This window comes from Paraburkholderia metrosideri (assembly GCF_904848625.1).
Lineage (GTDB): Bacteria > Pseudomonadota > Gammaproteobacteria > Burkholderiales > Burkholderiaceae > Paraburkholderia > Paraburkholderia metrosideri.
The window spans coordinates 579,502-595,381 of record NZ_CAJHCP010000001.1; the positions used below are offsets into that span (position 1 = coordinate 579,502).

At 59.7% G+C, this 15,880-nt stretch carries 14 protein-coding genes; 7 read left to right on the forward strand and 7 right to left on the reverse strand.

Annotated elements, in window-relative coordinates; translation table 11 throughout:
* Nucleotides 1-39 precede the first annotated feature (39 nt).
* The gene (locus LMG28727_RS02480) at nt 40-1,701 is read left to right on the forward strand and encodes a GMC family oxidoreductase (protein WP_201640714.1); all 1,662 of its coding nucleotides are present in this window, start codon (nt 40-42) and stop codon (nt 1,699-1,701) included.
* Nucleotides 1,702-1,789: 88 nt separating this feature from the next.
* On the opposite strand, the gene LMG28727_RS02485 is transcribed toward LMG28727_RS02480, so the two are convergent.
* From LMG28727_RS02485 to LMG28727_RS02500, 4 genes are all read right to left on the reverse strand, one after another.
* On the reverse strand, nt 1,790-2,749 hold the full coding sequence (locus LMG28727_RS02485) for a LysR substrate-binding domain-containing protein (protein ID WP_201640816.1): 960 nt from the start codon (nt 2,747-2,749) through the stop codon (nt 1,790-1,792).
* A gap of 193 nt (nt 2,750-2,942) precedes the next feature.
* A complete protein-coding gene (gene styD / locus LMG28727_RS02490) occupies nt 2,943-4,421 on the reverse strand; it encodes a phenylacetaldehyde dehydrogenase StyD (protein ID WP_201640715.1) in 1,479 nt (492 codons plus the stop codon).
* 24 nt (nt 4,422-4,445) lie between these two features.
* Complete coding sequence (locus LMG28727_RS02495; protein ID WP_201640716.1) at nt 4,446-5,528, reverse strand: hypothetical protein; 1,083 nt, start codon at nt 5,526-5,528, stop codon at nt 4,446-4,448.
* Nucleotides 5,509-7,494 carry a primary-amine oxidase gene (locus LMG28727_RS02500; protein WP_201640717.1) on the reverse strand — a complete coding sequence of 662 codons (1,986 nt, stop codon included), beginning with the start codon at nt 7,492-7,494 and terminating at the stop codon, nt 5,509-5,511. The genes LMG28727_RS02495 and LMG28727_RS02500 overlap by 20 nt, the downstream gene beginning before the upstream one ends.
* A 202-nt stretch (nt 7,495-7,696) precedes the next feature.
* Here LMG28727_RS02500 and LMG28727_RS02505 point away from each other — a divergent pair, with 202 nt between their 5' ends.
* The 3 genes from LMG28727_RS02505 (at nt 7,697) to LMG28727_RS02515 (ending at nt 11,734) form a co-directional block, all read left to right on the forward strand.
* Nucleotides 7,697-8,692, forward strand: coding sequence for an AraC family transcriptional regulator (locus LMG28727_RS02505; RefSeq protein ID WP_201640718.1), 996 nt, complete (start codon nt 7,697-7,699; stop codon nt 8,690-8,692).
* A 309-nt stretch (nt 8,693-9,001) separates the two neighbouring features.
* Nucleotides 9,002-10,453, forward strand: a complete 1,452-nt coding sequence (locus tag LMG28727_RS02510; RefSeq protein WP_201640719.1) for an APC family permease — start codon at nt 9,002-9,004, stop codon at nt 10,451-10,453.
* Between the two features lie 66 nt (nt 10,454-10,519).
* Nucleotides 10,520-11,734 carry a porin gene (locus LMG28727_RS02515; protein WP_201640720.1) on the forward strand — a complete coding sequence of 405 codons (1,215 nt, stop codon included), beginning with the start codon at nt 10,520-10,522 and terminating at the stop codon, nt 11,732-11,734.
* Nucleotides 11,735-11,799: 65 nt separating this feature from the next.
* Here the strand turns inward: LMG28727_RS02515 and LMG28727_RS02520 are convergent, their stop codons facing one another.
* Both LMG28727_RS02520 and tam read right to left on the reverse strand, forming a co-directional pair.
* Complete coding sequence (locus LMG28727_RS02520) at nt 11,800-12,165, reverse strand: hypothetical protein (protein WP_201640721.1); 366 nt, start codon at nt 12,163-12,165, stop codon at nt 11,800-11,802.
* A gap of 163 nt (nt 12,166-12,328) precedes the next feature.
* The gene (tam, locus tag LMG28727_RS02525; protein ID WP_201640722.1) at nt 12,329-13,123 is read right to left on the reverse strand and encodes a trans-aconitate 2-methyltransferase; all 795 of its coding nucleotides are present in this window, start codon (nt 13,121-13,123) and stop codon (nt 12,329-12,331) included.
* Nucleotides 13,124-13,267: 144 nt separating this feature from the next.
* Between tam and LMG28727_RS02530 the strand changes: the two genes are divergently transcribed.
* The 3 genes from LMG28727_RS02530 to LMG28727_RS02540 all read left to right on the forward strand — a co-directional run bounded on the left by LMG28727_RS02530 (nt 13,268) and on the right by LMG28727_RS02540 (nt 15,441).
* The gene (locus tag LMG28727_RS02530) at nt 13,268-14,167 is read left to right on the forward strand and encodes a LysR family transcriptional regulator (RefSeq protein ID WP_201640723.1); all 900 of its coding nucleotides are present in this window, start codon (nt 13,268-13,270) and stop codon (nt 14,165-14,167) included.
* Nucleotides 14,168-14,308: 141 nt separating this feature from the next.
* On the forward strand, nt 14,309-14,932 hold the full coding sequence (locus LMG28727_RS02535) for a glutathione S-transferase family protein (RefSeq protein WP_201640724.1): 624 nt from the start codon (nt 14,309-14,311) through the stop codon (nt 14,930-14,932).
* A gap of 227 nt (nt 14,933-15,159) precedes the next feature.
* Nucleotides 15,160-15,441 (forward strand): hypothetical protein, encoded by a 282-nt coding sequence (locus LMG28727_RS02540; RefSeq protein WP_236591561.1) that lies wholly within the window; start codon nt 15,160-15,162, stop codon nt 15,439-15,441.
* A gap of 67 nt (nt 15,442-15,508) precedes the next feature.
* Here LMG28727_RS02540 and LMG28727_RS02545 read toward each other — a convergent pair whose 3' ends face one another.
* The gene (locus tag LMG28727_RS02545) at nt 15,509-15,868 is read right to left on the reverse strand and encodes a darcynin family protein (RefSeq protein WP_201640726.1); all 360 of its coding nucleotides are present in this window, start codon (nt 15,866-15,868) and stop codon (nt 15,509-15,511) included.
* Nucleotides 15,869-15,880 lie beyond the last annotated feature (12 nt).

Below are 15,880 nucleotides of genomic sequence, written 5' to 3' on the forward strand. Positions count from 1 at the left end.
CGCATTCAATAGATTGAGCGCCTGCGGGCGACATAGAGCATGAATTACGACTACATCATTGTCGGCGCGGGTTCGGCGGGCTGCATTCTCGCCAATCGTCTGTCGGCGTCGGGACACTATTCGGTGCTGCTGCTCGAAGCGGGCGGCAAGGACAGCTCGTTCTGGTTCAAGATTCCAGTGGGTTTCACGAAGACGTACTACAACGAAACCTACAACTGGATGTACTACAGCGAACCGGAAAAAGAACTCGACAACCGGCCGATCTATTGTCCGCGCGGCAAGGTGCAGGGCGGTTCAGGTTCGATCAACGCGATGATCTTCGTGCGCGGCCAGCCGCACGATTTCGACGATTGGGCTGCCGCCGGCAATGCGGGTTGGGCGTTTCGCGACGTGCTGCCGTATTTCCGCAAGCTCGAATCGCATCCGCTGGGCAATACGGAATATCACGGCGCTAACGGCCCGATCAGCATTTCGCCGATGAAAGACGCGGCGCATCCAATCTGCCATGTGTTCCTGAAAGGGTGTGATCAGGCGGGCTATCAGCGCAGTGACGATTTCAATGGCGCGCAATTCGAAGGCGCGGGTATCTACGACGTGAATACGCGTCGTGGCCAGCGCTCGTCGAGCAGCTTCGAGTATCTGCATCCGGCGTTGTCGCGCGAGAACCTGCGTGTCGAACGTGACGTGCTGGTCAACCGCGTGCTATTCGACGGCAACCAGCGAGCGATTGGCGTGAGCGTCATGCAGAACGGCGTCGCCCGGCGATTCGTGGCGAATCGCGAGGTGATCCTGTCCGCGGGAGCGGTCGATTCGCCGAAGCTGCTGCAATTGTCGGGTGTGGGCGACAGCGCGCTGCTAAACAGGCATCGCATTGCGCTCGTCAAGGACTTGCCCGCAGTCGGGCAGAACCTTCAGGACCATCTGTGCGTGAGCTTCTACTATCGTTCGAACATGAAGACGTTGAACGACGAGATGCGGCCATTGCTCGGCAAGCTCAAACTCGGTCTGCAATATCTGCTCACACGTAAAGGGCCGCTGGCGATGAGCGTGAACCAGTCGGGCGGCTTCTTTAAAGGCAGCGAGAAAGAGGCGCAACCGAATTTGCAGTTGTACTTCAACCCGCTGTCGTACCGGATTCCAAAGAGCAATAAGGCGAATCTCGAACCGGAGCCGTATTCGGGCTTTCTGCTGGCGTTCAATCCATGCCGGCCGACCAGCCGTGGCTCGATTGAAATCGCGTCGAATCGCGCCGAAGACGCCGCGAAGATCCGCATTAATGCGCTGACCACCGAGAAGGATATCGACGAGGTGATCCAGGGGTGCGAACTGGTGCGTAAGGTGATGTCGTCACCGGCACTGCAGGCCGTTACTATCGAGGAAATCTCGCCGGGACCGCAGGTGAATACGCGTGAAGGCTTTCTGCAGTATTTCCGCGAACAATCGGGTTCGATCTATCACCTGTGTGGTTCGTGCGCGATGGGTGACGATCCGCGTACGTCGGTGGTCGATGCGCGTTTGCGCGTGCATGGGATCAGCGGTTTGCGCGTGGTCGATGCATCGATTTTCCCGAACATCACGTCGGGCAATATCAATGCGCCAACCATGATGGTGGCGGAGAAAGGCGCTGAGATGATTCTCGAAGACGCGCTGAGCCAATCGGTGTGTCAACCTGTGGTGGCGGACATGGCGGCTGCGGCCTGACTGGCCCGCTTATTTCGTCTGAGGCAGAGGACTCAACTCAACGGACTCAACTCAACGGACTCAACCCAGCGGACTCAACCCAGCGGACTCAACCCAGCGGACTCAACTGACTCAGCGAACCCAACGGCGCCGATTCCGACGAATCGAGCGCCCGTTCACTCAGCCAGATTTCCTGTTGCAGCCAGTCGCGGAACAGCGCGACGTGCGGCAATTCTTCCTGTTTGTGCTTCTCGCGCGTCACCAGCCAATAAGACTGATGCCCATCAACGTGCGTATTCAGCACCTGTACGAGTTGCCCATCGGCCAGTTCCCGCGCGATCATGTGGCGATCGGCAATGGTGACGCCGAGGCCGTCAATGGCCGCACGAATCGCGTGATCCAGCAGATCGAATTCATAACCGCCGCGTGTGTCGACATTGTCGATGCCGGCTGCTTTCAGCCAGTGCTGCCAGGTGAGATAGCGCTGATCCGCACTCGCCAGCACGTGCAGTAACGTGAACTGATTCAGATCGATCGCTGCGCGGCCCGCCTGACGCGCGAGCAGACCCGGTGCGCACACCGCAATGTGCCGTTCGTTCATCAGCAGACGATTGTCGAAACCTTCCCATTCACCATTGCCAAAACGGATCGCGCAATCGAGTACGCCGGATTCGGCCAGGTTGTCGTCGATGCGTGTCGACAGGCTCAGTTCAAGATGGGGATACGCGTCGCGCAGGCGCCCAAGGCGCGGCATCAGCCAGCGGCTGGTGAAGGTGGGAGGCGCATTGATCCGCAGACGGTTACGGTGCGTTTTCTCCTGCAAACTGCGCACGGTCAGCTCGATCCGGTCGAACGATTGCTGGAGCGCTTGCAGCAGGATACGGCCCGCAGCCGAGAGTTCCAGATGATGATGGTGACGCTGCAAGAGCGTCTCGCCGAGTTGCGCCTCGAGTTGCCGCACTTGCCGGCTGACCGCGCTTTGCGTGACGTTCAGCAATTCCGCGGCACGTGTGAAGCTGCCCGTGCGGCCAGCCACTTCAAAGGCTTTTAGCGCATTCAGCGCGGGCATTTTGCGTTTCAAGATTTTCAGCCGGGGAGGGTGACGCGCGACGGCGCGAACTCCCCGTATTTTACTTGCTTGCCCGCGTGGCGCCTGACGGACCGTGCTGCGTGTTGTACATGTGCAGCATCGCCACGATCGCCACGCGTCGCGCGGGCAACGCGTCTTTCAACGCGTGCTCAGGCGGAACTCAGTAAGCGACTCAGTAAGCGATGCAGACCGACTTGCTTTCCGTGTAGGCGTCGATAATCGCCTTGCCATGCTCGCGGCCGATTCCCGATGCCTTGAAGCCGCCGAACGGCATCGCCGGATCGACCATATTGTGCGTGTTGACCCACACGGTGCCGGCTTCGATACCATCGACCAGTCGCAGCGCCTTGTCGAGCTGATTGGTCCAGACACTCGCGCCCAATCCATATTCGGAAGCGTTTGCCTGCGCCAGCACCTCATCGAGATCGTCATAGGGCATCGCGACGAGAACCGGACCGAACACTTCCTCCTTGACGACCGACAGCGGTTTGCACGCGCGATTGGCAATGACGGTCGGGCGCACGAAGTAGCCATTGCCGTCCACCCGCGCATCGTTCGACAGAATCTCGCCGCCTTCCTGTTTGCCTTGCGCGATCATGCCGGCCACCTTGTCGCGATGACGTGCGGAGACCATCGGGCCCATCTGGGTCGCTGCGTCGAAGCCGGAGCCCAGCGCGATACCGTCGGCCACGGCGGCAATCCCTTGCACCACGTCGTCGTAAATCGACCGCGCGACATACAGGCGCGAACCGGCCGTGCAAACCTGCCCATGGTTGAAGAAGATCGCGCCCGCCGCGCCTTCAATCGCCTTGCGCGGGTCGCAATCGTCGAGCACGATCACCGGACTCTTGCCACCCAGTTCGAGCGACGCACGCTTCAGATCTTCAGCGCATTGACGGCCGATAATGCGGCCCACCTCGGTCGACCCCGTAAACGTGACCTTGTTCACCAGCGGATGTTTGACCAGCGCCGCGCCCGCCGTCTCACCGCGCCCTGTGACCACGTTGAACACGCCTGCAGGAAAGCCGGCTTGGTGCGCCAGTTCAGCGAGCCGGATCGCCGTCAGCGGGGTTTCTTCGGCGGGCTTGAGCACGACTGAACAGCCGCATGCAAGGGCGGGCGCGATCTTCCACACGGCCATCAGCAGCGGGAAATTCCACGGAACGATCGCGGCCACGACGCCGGCAGGAACGCGCCGGGTCGATGCGTTATAACGGGTGCCGGGAGGAAACGGGATCGACAGATCGAAGGTCGTGCCTTCGACTTTCGTGGCCCAGCCCGCCATATAACGCAGCCATTGCACACTCCCCGAGACTTCGAGCATCTTCGAGAAGCCGATCAGCTTGCCCTGGTTCAGCGTTTCCAGCGTCGCGAGTTCGTCGGTGTGCTGTTCGACGAGATCAGCGAGTTTCAGCAGCAGGCGTTCGCGAGCGGCCGGCGGCATTCTGCGCCATGCGTCCGATTCGAATGCCGCTTTCGAGGTTCTGACCGCGTGATCGATATCCGATTCCGACGCGTCGGGAATCTGCGCAATTTCTTCTGACGTAGCCGGGTTGAATACCGGAAAAGTTTTGCCCGACGTGCCACGCGTTTTTTCGCCGTTGATGAACATGGTGTGCGGCAAGGTCACAGCAGGATGGTGATCGCTCATGGTGCTTTGTCTCCGTTGGGGGCGTTAGTGCATTGATTCAGGCGTGTGAGTGAGTGACGCATTGCTTGACTGGATGAATGCGCTTAGTGGTGGCAACGATTCGCGCGTAGCAGAGGCGGGTTGCCGCCCGCGCCAAAGCGTCGCTAACGATGCCGCGCATATCAGGTTTGCTGCTGCGCTGAGCGCGAACAGCACGACGAAAGCGTCGCCGAAAAAGTAACGGGAGGTCGATAACGCGGCACCTGTCACCATGCCGATGTGATGCAGGATGCCGGGACACGTCACGCTCAATGCGGTCGTTGAATTGCCGCGCAGATTCGCGAGCGCTGGAATCGTCAGGCAGTCGAGAAGCAGAAAGATCTTCGCTGCGAATGGTGCAAGCGCAGGCTTGTCGGCGGTGGCGAGTGCGGCGATCAAGCCGGCGCGCACGAGGTACAACATCATCAGCATGCCGTTGCTGTTGTTGCGCGAGCGGTCTGCCATGCAGGCCAATGCGCAGACGGCGGTGAACAGCAGCGCGATTTGCCATAACGGTTGAGCGCCACTCGCGCCGCACAACGCGAATAACTGGAAGCGCGCGAGACTGCCGCTCGATAGTCCCGCAAACAATGCGAGCAACGCGGGCATCACGGTCGCGCCGTTCAGACGAACTGCCGCAACTGACACGTCGACAGGGTGATGTGCGTTGAAGGCTGTGCGACCAGAATTCGATCGCAACCAGAACAGCAGCAGGATGCCGCCTGCGACGATCATCGTCACGGCAACGGCATGGCTATGTGGAAGACCGTTCAGATACCCCGGCACAGCGCTCATGGCGCTCATCGTGGCGATCAGCGTCGCGGCCGTTTTAAGCGTGGTGTAGCGGCTTGACGAGCGCGCGATGAGCAACGGCGCGCCCATCATCGTGACCAGAGCCAGCGCGCTCATCCACCTCGCGCTGGCCTGTTGGCCGAGACCGGCCTGCATCGACAACGCCGCGCAGCCGCTAGCGACAAGCACGCACGCCGCACTTGCGGCACCGGCCGCGCACGCCGCCAGCACGCCTGATTTGCCAACCGCGTGCTGCGCGCCGCGCATGACGCGCAGATCAGTGCTTGCAGCAGCCATGATCGGCGGACTTGCCATCTTCGACGCTGTTCAGATCGCGCTCGGCCGGCAGGTCCATCGTCGGGTTGGCCGAGAAGAAGTTGTTGGGCTTGAGCATGAAGCCGGCGTACTCGACCGGCATTACCGGAAAGTCCTCGGGCTTGCACACATGCGTGTGGCCAAAGCTGTGCCACAACACGAGGTCTTCGTTCTCGATATTGCGGTTTGCCTCGATATAACGCGGCAGGCCATCACCGCCCGAATGCTGATTCGGATAATCGCCACTCGCATAACGCTCAGCCGGATCGAACGGTGTAACCCAGACGTGACGCGTCGCAAAGCCGCCGCGTTGACGAACCTTCGACTTCTCGTCGGCGAGCATCAATGGCGAGTCGTTCACGATCAGCTTGTAGCCCGGATTCGCGCCGACCGCATTCTTCACATTCGGATTAGTGACTTTCCAGTAACGACCCGTTCTGCCGTTTGCGAGCCGTGCGGCTTCGCTTTCGGTTTTGAACACCTGCCGGGTCGTGTCGAATACGTTGCCATATGGATTCGATTCGCCCATCGGACGCGGTACGAATTCGTGTTCGGAGACGCTGTTGCGCTCGCCGTCCACCATCATGTGCATGCGTGCATTGAAGAAGTGCTGATGCGTCGGACCACCGAGGTTCGGCGTGATCATGCCGCCCCATGGATACGAGTCGCCGTCCGCCACCGCCGAGGTTTGCACGATGCCGGTCAGCTTGCATTCGAGTTGAATCGTGCCGTCCTGATACAGATACCAGTAGAAGCCGTAGTCGTAATTGCCGACCGTGGCAAAGAAAGAAATCACCAGACGCCTCGAACGGCGCATTTCGAACACACCCGTGCGGAATTCGTAGTGCTTCCACAGCGTGCCGTAATCTTCCTCGTGCATGCATACCGCGTTCTTCATCGTGAACGCATTGCCGAAATCGTCGGCGGAAGGAATGTCGAAATAGCGGATCGTGCCAAGACAATCGCAGCCGAGTTCGAGCTGGTTCGCGAGCTTGCCGAGGCCGTATTCGCCCGCATCGAATGCGCTTTTCCAGTAGTGATTCGTGGTCGGATCGGAATAGGGCACGCACATTTCCGTCACGCTCGCCCGATAGATAATCGGCCGGGTGCTCTTGCCGTCATCCCACGACAGTTGATGCAACACCAGCCCCTCGCGCGGCGTAAAGCCGACGCGAAAATTCCAGTTCTGCCAGTTGACATGCCAGCCGTCGATCGTGAAGCTCGGGCCGTCAGGTTGATCGATCGACAGCGGCTTGAGGGTCTTGCGTGGCTCGCCGAGACTTGGCGTGTCGTAGTTGTGCTTGGCGCGCGGAACCGGAATGATGCGGCCGTCGTCGACCAGTTCGATCACTTTCTTTTCCAGCAGATCGACCACCGCCATCACGCCTTCAATCGGATGCGCGTAGCCATTATCGGTCAGCGTGTCGCGGTAATAGCTCACGCAACGCACCAGACGGCGGCCGTTTTCGTTTTCGCGATCGAACGCGCCAGCCGAAAACGGATCGACCTGGACGCGCTCCAGATCCTTTTCACTGAGACCGCGCTTCATGATTGCCACGCGCCACGCTTCGTCGTTCTTGACGATCTGCTCGGCGTTCATGAAATCGTCGATCATGATCGGCGGCTGACCATAAGGCGCCTGATCGAACGGCATCACACGGCGCGACGCAATTCTTTTTTCTCTCAGGTCCACATCGAATTCGATCGTCGCGCCATTCGAGCGGTCAATGGCCAGCACGAAGGCCGTGCGCGAAAAGTACTCGCCCGTCTTGAACGCCACGACTTCCGCTTTCGGCGGCTCGCGCAATTCGACCATCGGAAAGCGCGCGTGCCCGTCGAGTTTTTCGGCGGCTTTCACGAGATCGCAGGCAAGCTGCATTTCTTCCCCGCTCAACGGATCGAGCGGATGAACAGGGGTGTGAGCAGCTTTCTTGGCATTCGTGTTCATAAGGTTCCCGTCAGGAAGTTTGCTGGACCGGACAGCGTGCTCGTGGACCGGAGTGACGAGCGGTGTACGCTGAGTCGATGGCAAATCGTAGGAACCCAATAATATTTTCGCGCTTGCTTAACGCGCCATTTGAACGATAAAGTGCGCCAGGAAGGGATGACCCTGGCAATCCACAAGCGAAGACTGGGAGGAGACGCTCGAGATGAAAAAAGTCACGCTGAATGGCAACTTCGCAATGGTCCGCGCCGCGGTGATGGGACCGGTATTGCGCGCACTGGATCAATCTGGCGCGGATTGCGACGCGCTGCTGGAAACTTTCGGCATGAGCCGGAGGCTGCTGTCCAACCCGTATGAAATCCTGCCGCTCACGCGTTATGTGGCCGCATTCGAACGCGCAGCGGAGGTGCTGGACGAAGCGTCGCTCGGCTTGCGGCTGGGCAGTGAAGTCCAATTGACGGAACTCGGGCCGGCGGGACTCGTGTTCCTGTCGTCGCCGACGCTGAACGCAGCGATGCGCAAGTTCACGCTCGCCCTCGCGTCGTGGCAGAACACGACGACCTGTGAAGTACTGCGCGACGACGAGTGGCCGATCTGGACATATCAGATTGCCAGTCCGCAAATCTGGCCGCGTCGTCAGGATGCGGAGTACAGCATTTCGACGATGTGCCACATGATCCGGCTCGTACGCGGCTCGGCATGGAATCCGGTCGAAGTGCATTTCGAGCATGCCGCGCCCGCAGATACGAAACCCTATGCGCGGATATTTCGCGTGCCGGTGCGCTTTCAACAGCCTTTCAACGGAGTGATTCTGCGTCCTCAGGATCTGGATGCTTCGCTGAAAAGCGCTGATACGCAGATGGCGCGAATGATGGAACGCCACGCGACCGACCTGATTGCGAACGAGGCGATCCAGCACGGCATCGTCGAGCAGGTTCGCGACCTGATTACACGACGGCTCGCGCACGAAAAGCTGATCGTCGCGGACATCGCGAAAGACCTTGGCCTTTCACAACGTTCATTGCAACGCCATCTCGCGGAGGAGGGCTCGTCGGTGCGCCAGATTCTGCGCGAGGAGCGGCAGCGCAGCGTCGCAGGACTGCAGGAACGCGACGGCCTGACTAACGCGGCCATTGCACGCGCAGTCGGTTATGCCGATGCAACCGTGTTGTGGCGTGCTACGCGTAACTGGAAAAAGTAAAAAGTATGCGATGCATGGAACCCTGCTTTCACGACTGAAAGCCCGCCAATTACAACAGCTTTCAAAACAAGGAAAATCCGGTTTCCTAAGCATTCATACGGCGATTAAGTACAAACCCGCGAAACCGGCAATCGCGCCACTATTGGCGCGGTTTATCGAAAATTTGGCGCGGTTCGCGAAGTCGTTTTATTTTTTAGCTACCTAACATGCGCTCAGCCCGAAGCATTTGACGTCGGTCAAACGAGCGCCATAACCAGCCTTTGTGGGGTTCTGGCGAGTTTCAGACTAGCCAATAACATAGAGGCAGCGATGAACGAACCCTATTCGCCGACCAGTCTGGTCGACGCGGAGAACCCCGTGGAATTGAAGGGCAATACGCTGGGCTTGTGGCAGATCGTGTTTCTCGTGATATCCGCGGCGGCGCCGCTGACCGGCATGCTGGGTGCGGTACCGCCCGCGATCAGCCTCGGCAACGGTGCGGGCATTCCCGGCGCCTTCGTGATTGCCGGGGCGATTCTGTTGATTTTCAGCGTCGGCTTTGCGTCGATGAGCCGGCACGTGGTGCGTGCCGGTGCGTTTTACGCGTACATCACCGCAGGACTTGGACGTCCGCTCGGCATGGCGGGTGCGCTCGTCGCGCTGATGTCGTACACCTTCATCCAGATTGCGCTGTACGGGCTATTTGGATTCTTCTGCACCGTCATCCTTTCGCCGCTTCTTCACACCGCGTTGCCGTGGTACGGATATTCGCTGATCTGCGTGGCGGTGGTGCAATTCACCGGCATTCGCGGCATCGATCTGAATAGCCGTTTGCTCGGCGTGCTGATGTGCCTCGAACTCGGCATCCTGTTGCTGCTGTCGATCGCGATCCTGATTCACGGCGGCGGCCCTAACGGTCTCACGCTGGCGCCGTTCTCGCCGGAACATGTTTTTAGCGGGCACCTCGGCATTGCGGTGATGTTCGCGTTCGCGTCGTTTATCGGCTTCGAAGCGACCGCAATCTACGGCAAGGAATGCCGCGATCCGAAAGTAACCGTGCCGCGCGCAACGTATGTCTCGGTTGTGCTGATTCTGGTGTTCTTCGCTTTCGTCACGTGGACAATTGTTTGCGCATACGGTCTCGCCGACGTGGTGTCGGTCGCCACCAAACAACCCGGCGACTTCTGGTTCATTCAGTCGGGCAAGTACCTGGGTGGCGCTGTGACGACGGTGATGAGTTTCCTTCTTCTCAGCAGTATTTTCGCGAGCCTGCTGTCGTTTCATAACACCCTGGTGCGCTATATCCACGCATTGAGTATGGAAGGCATCCTGCCGCAAGTACTCAACCGTGTACATGAAAAATACCGTTCACCGTATGTCGCCAGCTATCTGCAAACGCTGTCGGTGGTCGTGCTGCTCGGGTGTTATATCGCAGCGGGCAGCGACGTGTTCAACATCGTGTTTAGCTGGAGTTCGGCGCTCGGTACGATTGGTGTGGTGATGTTGCAGGCTGTCACGAGTTTTTCGGTGATCGCTTTTTTCCGCAAGACGCGCAAGGACACTCGCGTGTGGCACTCGTTGATCGCGCCGCTGCTCGGCGGGATCGGTCTGGTGTATATCGGCGTGATTCTGGTGCGCAATCTCGACGCGCTCAGCGGCTCCGATAGTCCGATCGTCAAGTCGTTTCCGTGGATCGTGTTCGGCGTGGCGGTGATCGGCGTGCTGATCGGTCTCATCCTGCGCAAGAAGCGGCCGGACATTTACGCAGGCTTCGGCCAGTAACCCGTCCGCGCAAATCCGCTCAACGTCCGCAGAAAAAGCAGCCCAACTCACTTCCGGCAGAAAACCATGGCAGACAAATTCGTCAAGCGCTCGGCGCTTGCGCTGGCCGCGCTCGGCCTTTCGATCGGCGCACACGCACAATCTTCAGTCACGCTGTACGGCACGGTGGACGCCGGCCTCGTCTACACCACCAACCAGCAGACGACACACGCGGACGGCAGTACCAGCGGCCACGCGAACTATCAACTGGCGGGCGGCAATCTGGTGCCGTCGCGCTGGGGCCTGATGGGCACCGAAGATATCGGCGGCGGAACGACCGTCAACTTCACCTTGGAAAACAGCTTTCTGACCGGCAACGGCGCGATGCTGCAATCGAACACGCTGTTCAACCGCAATGCGTGGGTCGGCGTCAGCAACGGCACGTACGGCTCGGTGACGCTCGGTCGCCAATACGATCCTTTCTCCGATTACCTCGGTGCGTACGCATCGAGCAATAACTGGGCGACGCTATACGGCTCGCATTTCGGCGACGTCGACAACCTGAACGAAGCATTCAACTTCAATAACTCGATCAAGTACATCAGCCCGAGTTTTGGCGGGCTGACGATCGGCGGATTATTCAGCCTCGGCGGCGTCGCGGGTAATTTCTCGCAGAACAAAGGCTGGTCGCTCGCCGCCAATTACGCGCACGGACCGTTGTCGTTGAGTGCAGGATATCTCGAGTTGAATCAGCCTTTGCAGGCCGCTTTGGGTGGCACCAGCGGATATATCGGCGACTTCAGTTGCGCGAATGCAAGCGCCTCGTATTGTCTGTTGCAGGACGCCAGCAAGGTGCGGATATTCGGGGCCGGCGGATCGTATGCGTTCGGCAAGGCGAATGTCGCGCTGACCTATACGCATACACGATTGTCGGAGAGCCAGTACTTCGCGACGGATGCGCGGCCCGACGGCGCGGATATTTCGTTCGACATTGCCGAATTGAACACGACTTACGCGCTCTCGCCCGATTTGCAATTAGGTCTCGCGTACATTTTCAACGACGCCAAACCGTCGGGCGGTTCGTCGACACGCATTCACCAGGTGAATCTGGGCGCCGTGTATAGCCTGTCGAAGCGCACGGCGGTGTACGCCGTGGCAATTGGGCAGAAATCGTCCGGTGCAGGGCTGGGAATCAATCCGTCGACGGGGGAAACGGAGAACCTTGCGCAGATTCCGAACCTCGTCAATTCGGACACGGATAAGCAGCTTTCCGTGATTGTGGGTTTGCGGCATAACTTTTAACGCGGGAAGGGCGCTGCACGCGGAGCGGGATAAAACGCCCGGTCAAAGCGTGCAGTGCCGGTCACTCAGTCCGCGATTCGCTTATCCGCCAATGCGTTCTGGCAATCCGCCAACACCTGTCTGAGCAGGCGCGCTTGCGGATCGAGTTCGTCGGTATCCAGTATTTCTTCGACCGCGTCGCGTGCCCAGTCGGTATCGACGAAGCGCGCGTGGCGTCTCGCGATTTCCACGGCGGTAGCCGACAGCTTCGCAATGCACAGCCAGTCGGCTTCGCGCGAGCGGCGGTCGAGCCATTTATGGGCCGCCTGCACGTGAAATGCCGCGTCGGGCCAGTCCTCATTCAGGTAATAAGCGCCAAGGCTTCCGCATGTGAGCCAGCACAACAGCTCCAGACGGTCACGGGGACTCAGATGGTGGCGTACATCACTCATGGCGACGCTCGCTGCTGAAAGTTGCTTCCGATGAGGACGGCGGATCGCCGTCCTTTGCTTACAGCAACAATATCACGCAGAATTAACTAGCGGCAATGCCTGAGCGCCCTTGGCCCGCCGTTGTCCCGCAAGCCTTGCGGCCATTGTGTTGGCTACCGCACGGCTAGCGCGTGGCGACGACGAAAAGCCGTGGAAACGGCAATAGCACGGTGCCGTCGGCGAGGGCCGGATAGGCGTTGGCGACCTCGTCGCGATAGCGCAGCAGAAAGGCCTCGCGTTGGGCGTCGTCGAGCGCGGCAAGGAAAGGTCGCAGCGCGCTGCCCTTGAACCATTCGACCACCGCGTCCGCCCCGCCTGCAAGCGGGTGATGGTAGACGGTGCGCCATACGTCGACCCGCGCGCACAGCGGTTTGAGCAACCCGTAGTACCAGTCGGCGCCGAGCCGCAGCGTGCGCTCCACGCCCTTCAGCTGGTCCGCCCATGGCCCGTGCGCGGCGACTTCGCGCATCACACGGTGCGCCGGTTCGTCGAGATTGTCCGGCATCTGCACGGCGAGGCTGCCACCCGGCGCGAGCTTTTTCACGAGCGATGGAAACAGCTGCTGATGGTCGGGAACCCATTGGAACACCGCATTCGCCAGGATAACGTCGTACGGTCCGGGGGCGTCCCACGTCGATACGTCGTGCATATCGAACTGGCATTGCGGCAGACGCTTGCGGGCCGCTTCGATCATGTCGGGCGAACTGTCGATACCGCTGACCGCCGCGCCCGGCAGATGCGCGAGAAGGACCTCGGTGGAGTTGCCGGGGCCGCAGCCGATATCGACCGCGAGGCGCGCGTCCGTTGCGGGGATGGCCGCGATCAGGTCTCTGACCGGCCGCGTGCGCTCATTTTCGAATAGCACGTATTGCCTGGCGGCCCAATCCGATGTCGTTGTCGTTGTCGATGTCGTGGTCATATCTCACTCCTGGGGACTGGACGATTGCCGGATCGTCTTCCGGAACCGGTTGGCGGCGATCCGTAGCAATCCAATCCGCTCATTCTCGATGGAGCGGGGAGCGGAGTAAAATGAATTTATCATTCCGATTCCTTCATTTTTCTAATGAAAATCGACACTCTCGGCGTCCAGGCCTTCGTCGCGATTGCGGATCGCGGCAGCTTCCAGAGCGCGGCCAATTCGCCGCACGTCACGCAAACGGCCATCACGCAGCGTCTGCGCAAGCTCGAAACGTTTCTCGGCGTCACGCTGATCGAGCGCACTACGCGTTCCATGGCGCTGACCGACATCGGCAGCAGTTTTCTGCCGCAAGCACGCCGCTTACTCGGCGAACTCGCGGACGCGCTGGTCGACATCCGCGAGACCGGTATGGCGCGTCGCGGCGACGTGTCGATTGCCTGCGTGCCGACTGTCGGCGTGCAGTATTTGCCGCGGATTCTTCAGGCGTATTCGGGGCGTTATCCGCATAACCGCATCAAGATTCTCGATCATGCGTCTTCCGCGGTCGAAGAGGCGGTACTGCGGCGGGAAGTCGAATTTGGCATCAATATCGCGCGCGATCATCATCCCGATCTGAACACTGTGCCGCTCACCGACGACCGCTACGTACTGATCTGTCACGAAGATCACCCGCTCGCGAGGCGGCGGCGCATTGGCTGGTCGCAACTGCAATCGTATCCGCTGATTTTCGCGGGCGAGGTCAGCGGCAATCGTGCGTTGCTCGACGTCGCGCTGGAAACGAGTGGTTTGGCGCTGCGTTCGTTCTATGAAGTGCAGCGCAGTTCTACCGCCGTGGGGCTGGTTGCTCAGGGCGTGGGCGCAGCGGTGGTGCCGGCGCTGGCGCTTCAGAAGGGCGCATATCCGACGGTGCGTACGATCGAGCTCACGCATCCGGCGGTGTCCCGCACGCTGGTGCTCGTTGCACGTAAAACCGCACAACTGTCGCCGGCAGCGCAGGCGTTGTACGACATGATTAGCGAGCAGGCGACGCTCAAAGGCCGCTAGCCACGCGTCGCGCACGCGCCTTTAGCCACCCTTTAGCCACCCTTTAGCCACCCTTTAGCCACCCTTGAGCCACCCTTGAGCCAGCCTTTAGCCACCCTTGAGCCACCCTCTAACTCCTTCAATCTCCGATACTCCACATCCATGCTACAGATACTCGGCAAGACCTCATCGATCAACGTCCGCAAGGTTCTGTGGACCTGTACCGAACTCGGGCTTTCGTTTGAACAGGAAGACTGGGGCGCGGGTTTCCGTTCACCGGACACCGCAGAATTTCGCGCGCTCAATCCGAACGCGATGGTGCCGGTGATCCGTGACGGCGATTTCGTGCTGTGGGAATCCAATTCGATCATCCGCTATCTGGCGGGGCGCTATCACGGCGAATCGCTATATCCGGCCGATCCGTACCGGCGGGCCCGCTGCGATCAATGGATCGACTGGCAGGCGAGCGAGTTGAATCGCGCATGGAGTTACGCCTTTCTCGCGCTGGTCCGCCATTCGGCGGCGCATCAGGACCCTCAGCAAATCGAGCTGTCATGCGCAAACTGGTCGAAGCACATGGCGATTGTCGAAAAACAGTTGGCGCGGACCGGCGCGTTCATCGCGGGCACCGCTTTCTCGCTGGCGGACATTCCGATCGCGCTGTCGATCAACCGTTGGCTCGAAACGCCCCTGAAACACGACGATTTTCCCGCGATTACTGCTTATATGACGCGCCTTGGCGAGCGGGAAGGTTATCGCACCTATTGCCGCAACGGGACGCCATAAACCGTGCAGGCCGGGCCGGCGCACACTGCCTGCATGCCGGCCTTTCTTACAACCATCCTTCCGTGATGCTTACGAATTCATGCGCACGCGGGTCTCGCTGCGCAGCGCCTGCCGACTCACCTACAATGGCGGTCTTTGCGACATAGATTGAAGGTTCGACGATGCGGGTTTCAAAATTTGCGCCGGCTTTGCTGACAGCGTTTTTCACTCTGAATGCGAGTGCGGAAATGACAGCCGCCCAGTACAAGAAATGGGCTCATGTTGATAACAACTCGGTCTACTCGGCCTACATTACCGGCACGATCAACGCATTAGGCTGGGCCAACGGCGATCTGTTGTCGAGAAAGCAGGCGCCGCTTTTCTGCCCGCCGCAAAATCTCGCGATTGGCAACCAGAACGTCTACCCGTTGCTGGACGAATTCTTCACGAATCACCCGGGCATTTCAGATGATTTTCCGATCGGCATTCTGATTCTCCGCGCGTTGCAAGGCGCGTTTCCCTGCAAATAAGCGCGTAGAAAACCGGCAGCGTGTTCGCGGCAACGCGCCGGTTGCGTCGTTTGACAACGCGCGCGTTTCAAGCCGCCGTCAGCAATTCACGCGTGCGCTCTGCGGCATCGAGGTTTTCCACGCCGGGCAGAATTTCTACGACTTCAAACAAACGATCCCAGATCGGCGTATCACGTAATGCTTCAACGAGCATCTCGTACGCGTGGTGGCTTTTTGCATCCCAGACCCAGATATCGCTGACGCGCGCCGAATAGAACTCGACGTCGTAATAGCGCAGGCTGATTTCACCCGCATGTTTTTTCAGAATCGGCACGAGGTGCTCGTTGAGCAGGCGAGCGCGCTCGCCGGCGGAACAGGCGAGCCATTCGGGCCGCGTTTTGACGAGCATGAATACGGTCAGTACGGTGTCTTTAGCGGATGAAGTCATGATGTCGGTTCC

Excerpts from the sequence above, each read along its gene's own strand:
- LMG28727_RS02480 (WP_201640714.1), top strand. The coding sequence starts at position 40 with ATGAATTACGACTACATCATTGTCGGCGCGGGTTCGGCGGGCTGCATT.
- LMG28727_RS02485 (WP_201640816.1), bottom strand. The coding sequence starts at position 2,749 with ATGCCCGCGCTGAATGCGCTAAAAGCCTTTGAAGTGGCTGGCCGCACG.
- styD (WP_201640715.1), bottom strand. The coding sequence starts at position 4,421 with ATGAGCGATCACCATCCTGCTGTGACCTTGCCGCACACCATGTTCATC.
- LMG28727_RS02495 (WP_201640716.1), bottom strand. The coding sequence starts at position 5,528 with ATGGCTGCTGCAAGCACTGATCTGCGCGTCATGCGCGGCGCGCAGCAC.
- LMG28727_RS02500 (WP_201640717.1), bottom strand. The coding sequence starts at position 7,494 with ATGAACACGAATGCCAAGAAAGCTGCTCACACCCCTGTTCATCCGCTC.
- LMG28727_RS02505 (WP_201640718.1), top strand. The coding sequence starts at position 7,697 with ATGAAAAAAGTCACGCTGAATGGCAACTTCGCAATGGTCCGCGCCGCG.
- LMG28727_RS02510 (WP_201640719.1), top strand. The coding sequence starts at position 9,002 with ATGAACGAACCCTATTCGCCGACCAGTCTGGTCGACGCGGAGAACCCC.
- LMG28727_RS02515 (WP_201640720.1), top strand. The coding sequence starts at position 10,520 with ATGGCAGACAAATTCGTCAAGCGCTCGGCGCTTGCGCTGGCCGCGCTC.
- LMG28727_RS02520 (WP_201640721.1), bottom strand. The coding sequence starts at position 12,165 with ATGAGTGATGTACGCCACCATCTGAGTCCCCGTGACCGTCTGGAGCTG.
- tam (WP_201640722.1), bottom strand. The coding sequence starts at position 13,123 with ATGACCACGACATCGACAACGACAACGACATCGGATTGGGCCGCCAGG.
- LMG28727_RS02530 (WP_201640723.1), top strand. The coding sequence starts at position 13,268 with ATGAAAATCGACACTCTCGGCGTCCAGGCCTTCGTCGCGATTGCGGAT.
- LMG28727_RS02535 (WP_201640724.1), top strand. The coding sequence starts at position 14,309 with ATGCTACAGATACTCGGCAAGACCTCATCGATCAACGTCCGCAAGGTT.
- LMG28727_RS02540 (WP_236591561.1), top strand. The coding sequence starts at position 15,160 with ATGACAGCCGCCCAGTACAAGAAATGGGCTCATGTTGATAACAACTCG.
- LMG28727_RS02545 (WP_201640726.1), bottom strand. The coding sequence starts at position 15,868 with ATGACTTCATCCGCTAAAGACACCGTACTGACCGTATTCATGCTCGTC.